General features: G+C 71.3%; 1 protein-coding gene and 1 pseudogene. Both read left to right on the top strand.

Annotated elements, in window-relative coordinates; genetic code table 11:
• Positions 1–185: pseudogene (locus LPZ50_RS25185) on the top strand (hypothetical protein); the annotation flags it as partial.
• On the top strand, positions 182–739 hold a 558-nt coding region (gspK, locus tag LPZ50_RS25180; protein WP_230665543.1), incomplete at its 3' end, for a type II secretion system minor pseudopilin GspK. The pseudogene LPZ50_RS25185 and the gene gspK, both read left to right, overlap by 4 nt.

The raw sequence follows: 739 nt of genomic DNA, 5'->3' as shown, positions 1-739 counted from the left end.
CCGCCGATGGCGTGCTGCTGATGCCGGGCGCCACCGGCCTGGACGTGCGCGCCTGGGTCGCCACTCAGGGCTGGGTCGACCCCACCCGCCCGTCCACCACCCGCGCCGGGGGCCTGGAAATCGCCATCGAGCGCGGCCCGCGCGACCAGCCCGAACGCTACACCCGCATCGTGGTGCTGCCATGAAGCCGCGGCCATTTCCCGCGCGCCAGCAAGGCATGGCCGTGGTCAGCGCGCTGATCGTGGTGGCCATTGTGGCGGCGCTGACCAGCGGCCTGTTCCTGCGCCAGACCTCGGCCATCCGCCAGGTGGAAAACGAGCAGGCCCGCATCCAGGCGCGCTGGCTGCTGCTGGGCGGCATTGACTGGGCACGCCTGATCCTGCGCGAGAACGCCCGCAAGGAAGCCACCGTGCGGGGCGACCAGCTGTGGTCCACGCCGGTGCTGGACACACGCATCGAAAGCGAGGCCAGCGAAGGCACGGCCGTATTTTCCGGTGGCATCCAGGACGAACAAGGCAAGTACAACCTGTACAACCTGGCCAAGCGCGGCGTGGTGGACGAGACACAGCTTGAAGTGCTGGCGCGGCTGCTGTCGCTGCTGGGGCTGCCCGAATCGCTGGCGCCGCAGCTGGCGGACCAGGTCGCGCTGATGCAAAGCCGGCTGCCCGAAGGCGCGGCCGCCGGTGCCCAGGCCGAGGCTGGCGCCGGCGCGCAGGCCCCGCAGTCGCGCGACATCGAC

Origin of the sequence: Bordetella petrii (assembly GCF_020991325.1) — a bacterium.
Lineage (GTDB): Bacteria > Pseudomonadota > Gammaproteobacteria > Burkholderiales > Burkholderiaceae_B > Bordetella_A > Bordetella_A petrii_E.
The sequence above is the reverse complement of the archived record's forward strand: the minus strand, read 5'-3'. Positions and strand labels throughout refer to the sequence as shown.